We start from the raw sequence: 3,704 nt of genomic DNA, 5'->3' as shown, positions 1-3,704 counted from the left end.
AGACCCTTTCAACATCACGCACCTTACGCTGGTCGGCCAAGACAGCGATGGGATGTTCCATGAAATACAACGTAATCCGCTTACCGGTTGAGTGACCACAAAACGTCGTTTTAAAACTGCTGCGGATTGGCCCCTTCCCCTTGCGCGGCACTTGCTCTAATTCCTGCGTCAAGACAGGCTTAGGGGGCCAAGGCATGGCGCATATCATTGTAGTCGGAAACGAAAAAGGCGGGGCTGGAAAGTCCACCGTTTCGATGCACGTGGCGACTGCCCTTGCCCGCATGGGCCATAAGGTTGGCGTTCTTGATCTGGACCTGCGCCAAAAGACATTCGGGCGCTATGTCACGAACCGGGCGTCTTTTCTAAAGGCCCAAGGTATAGAGCTGCCTTGCCCCGACTATCGTGAATTGCCCGAAATCGATCAAAACAACCTGCGCCCCGGCGAGAACGTCTACGATCATCGTTTGTCCGCTGCGGTCGCGACATTGGAACCCGATAGCGATTTCATTGTGATTGATTGCCCCGGCTCGCACACGCGCCTAAGCCAAGTCGCGCATTCGCTTGCCGATACTCTCATCACGCCCTTGAATGACAGTTTCGTTGACTTCGACCTGCTGGCACACATCGATACAGACGGCGTTAAGATCGAAGGACCTTCGGTCTACTCAGAAATGGTTTGGAACGCGCGTCAGCTGCGTGCGCAAGCCAAACTGCCGCCGATTGACTGGATTGTTCTACGCAACCGCATGGGCGCGCAAAACATGGTGAACAAACAAAAGATGGAAGCCGCTATCAACTTGCTGGCCAAACGCATCGGATTTCGTGTCGCACCCGGCTTTAATGAACGCGTGATCTTTCGCGAGCTGTTTCCACGTGGCTTGACCCTGCTCGATCTAAAGGATGTTGGCGTAAAGCAGATGAACATCTCGAACGTCGCGGCCCGTCAGGAATTGCGTGATTTGATGAAGGCGCTCAATCTTCCAGGTGTCACCGTCGATTTCTAAGCGCCGCTTAAACGCAGCAAAAGCTTGCTGAGAACGTCGCGTTCTTCTGCGCTCATCTGATCGGAGAGCCTTTGATCGTAGCGCCGCGCCTCTTCTCGCAGTTCGGCGTAGACGGTTTTGCCAAGGCTCGTTAGCTCCAGCGCTTCTACGCGTCGATCCCGTTCAAGGCGTGTTCGCTTCAGATAGCGGCGCGTTTCAAGCGCACCTACCGCGCGGCTGATCTTGGTTTTATGCGATCTTGCACGTTCGCCAATCTCTTTTGCGGTCAGCGTGCCATAGATCCCCAGATGAAAGAGAACACGCCATTCCGTGCGCAGCATACCATAGCGGTTCTTGTAGATTTGGGTGAACTCGAGGCTCGACGCCTCTGCCGCCTGATTCAGCAGATAGGGCAGGAAGAGTTGTAGATCAAAGTCATCTTTTTCGCTCATAACTCTGTTTAGGTGGTTGTTAGTTACAAAATCAACTAATATTCCAACAGCCAACCGATCTGCATGGGAGCCTGAAATGAACCGCCAAGTTACTCCGAACAATTTGACCCACGCTGCAACGCCGATGGGCACGACCGAAGGCTATATGCCCGGTTTTGGAAACGACTTTGAAACCGAAGCCCTGCCGGGTGCCCTGCCCCAAGGCATGAACAGCCCGCAAAAATGTAACTACGGTCTTTATGGCGAGCAGCTGTCTGGCACTGCCTTCACTGCGCCCTCCCATCAGAACGAGCGCACATGGTGCTACCGTATCCGTCCATCGGTCAAGCATTCGCATCGCTATGAGAAAATCGACCTGCCCTATTGGAAATCCGCGCCCTGCGTTGATCCGGACGTCATCTCGCTCGGTCAGTATCGCTGGGATCCGGTGGCGCATACGGACGAGCCGCTGACATGGCTCACCGGCATGCGCACGATGACGACTGCGGGTGACGTGAACACACAGGTTGGCATGGCGACGCACGTTTATCTCGTGACGGCATCTATGGAGGACAGCTACTTCTTCTCTGCCGATTCCGAGTTGCTGGTTGTACCGCAAGAAGGGCGTTTGCGTTTTTCCACCGAACTGGGTGTGATCGACGTCGAGCCCAAGGAAATCGCAATCATCCCGCGTGGCCTGCTGTACCGTGTTGAGGTGCTCGAAGGCCCCGCGCGCGGGTTTGTTTGCGAGAACTACGGGCAGAAATTCGAATTGCCCGGTCGTGGGCCGATTGGCGCAAACTGCATGGCGAACCGCCGTGATTTCAAGACACCCGTCGCCGCGTTTGAAGATCGCGATGCGCCCTCGAGCGTGACGATCAAGTGGTGTGGCCAGTTTCACGAGACGAAGATCGGCCATTCCCCATTGGACGTGGTTGCTTGGCACGGTAATTACGCACCCTGCAAATATGATCTGCGCACCTATTGCCCGGTGGGTTCGATCCTGTTCGATCACCCTGATCCGTCGATCTTTACCGTCCTGACTGCCCCCTCCGGTCAAGCAGGCACTGCTAACATCGACTTTGTACTTTTCCGCGAGCGTTGGATGGTGGCAGAGGATACGTTCCGTCCACCTTGGTATCACAAGAACATCATGTCTGAACTGATGGGCAACATTTACGGTCAGTATGACGCGAAACCGAAGGGATTCATTCCTGGCGGGATGAGCCTGCATAACATGATGATCCCGCATGGGCCTGACAAGAATGCCTTTGAAGGGGCATCCAACGCCGATCTGGGGCCCGAGAAACTGGACAACACAATGTCCTTCATGTTCGAGACGCGGTTCCCGCAGCATTTGACTGCATTCGCTGCGAAAGAAGCGCCGCTTCAGGACGATTATATTGATTGCTGGGAAGACATCGAAAAGAAATTCGACGGCACGCCCGGTAAGAAGTAAACCAATACAAACGTAAGGCGCGTGGTTTCACGCACCGCCCGCCAAAAGGACGATCTATGACGCTGCTAACCTCTTGGGTGGCTTCGGCCAACTCTGCCGAAACTGATTTCCCACTGAATAACCTGCCCTACGGCGTGTTTTCTACAGACGACCTTGATCCACGTTGCGGCGTTGCGATTGGTGACATGATCCTTGATTGCCGCGCAGCCGAAGAAGCCGGGCTTATCGACATCACTGATGAGCCGCTCTTTGATGTGCCGTTCTGGAATGAAGTGATGGAAGAAGGCCGCAAGACCTGGGACAAGCTACGTGCGCGCCTTACGGAAATTCTTTCTGAGGGCTTCACAGGAGAAGCGCTTGTGACTGACCTGCTGGTTCCGCGCGCTGATGCCGAGCTACATTTGCCGTTCCTTGTTGCCGAGTACACCGATTTCTATGCAGGTCGCCAACATGCGCAGAACATGGGTGCAATTTTGCGTGGCTCGCCCAGCCTTCCTGCGAACTGGCTTCATATTCCGATTGGCTATAATGGGCGCGCCTCCTCTGTTGTCGTCTCTGGCACACCGATCCACCGCCCCAACGGACAGATCAAAGCGCCAGATGCCGAAATGCCGAGCTTTGGCCCGTCCAAGCGACTGGATATCGAGCTTGAGATGGGTGCGGTCGTCGGCAAGAGCACAGATCTGGGTCAACCTATATCTGTTGATGAAGCTGACGACATGATCTTTGGCTATGTGCTGCTGAATGACTGGTCAGCGCGGGATATCCAAGGTTGGGAATACCAACCGCTTGGTCCGTTTCAGGGGAAAGCATTTGGCACATCCATAAGCC

The 3,704-nt window shown here is 54.7% G+C and carries 4 protein-coding genes; 3 read left to right on the top strand and 1 reads right to left on the bottom strand.

The genetic code is table 11. The annotated features are described in order from the left end of the window. Nucleotides 1–194 precede the first annotated feature (194 nt). On the top strand, nt 195–1,004 hold the full coding sequence (locus WBC85_RS07930; RefSeq protein ID WP_424434955.1) for a division plane positioning ATPase MipZ: 810 nt from the start codon (nt 195–197) through the stop codon (nt 1,002–1,004). Here the strand turns inward: WBC85_RS07930 and WBC85_RS07925 are convergent. Then, nucleotides 1,001–1,435: a MarR family winged helix-turn-helix transcriptional regulator gene (locus WBC85_RS07925; RefSeq protein ID WP_424434952.1), complete on the bottom strand. Its 435-nt coding sequence runs from the start codon at nt 1,433–1,435 to the stop codon at nt 1,001–1,003. The two genes, WBC85_RS07930 and WBC85_RS07925, sit on opposite strands and share 4 nt — an antisense overlap. Before the next feature lie 76 nt (nt 1,436–1,511). Between WBC85_RS07925 and hmgA the strand changes: the two genes are divergently transcribed. Beyond that, a complete protein-coding gene (gene hmgA, locus WBC85_RS07920; protein WP_424434949.1) occupies nt 1,512–2,873 on the top strand; it encodes a homogentisate 1,2-dioxygenase in 1,362 nt (453 codons plus the stop codon). A 56-nt stretch (nt 2,874–2,929) separates the two neighbouring features. Next, on the top strand, nt 2,930–3,704 hold a 775-nt coding region (locus WBC85_RS07915; protein ID WP_424434946.1), incomplete at its 3' end, for a fumarylacetoacetate hydrolase family protein.

The sequence above is a fragment of the Planktotalea sp. genome (assembly GCF_049680325.1).
Lineage (GTDB): Bacteria > Pseudomonadota > Alphaproteobacteria > Rhodobacterales > Rhodobacteraceae > Planktotalea.
The sequence above is the reverse complement of the archived record's forward strand: the minus strand, read 5'-3'. Positions and strand labels throughout refer to the sequence as shown.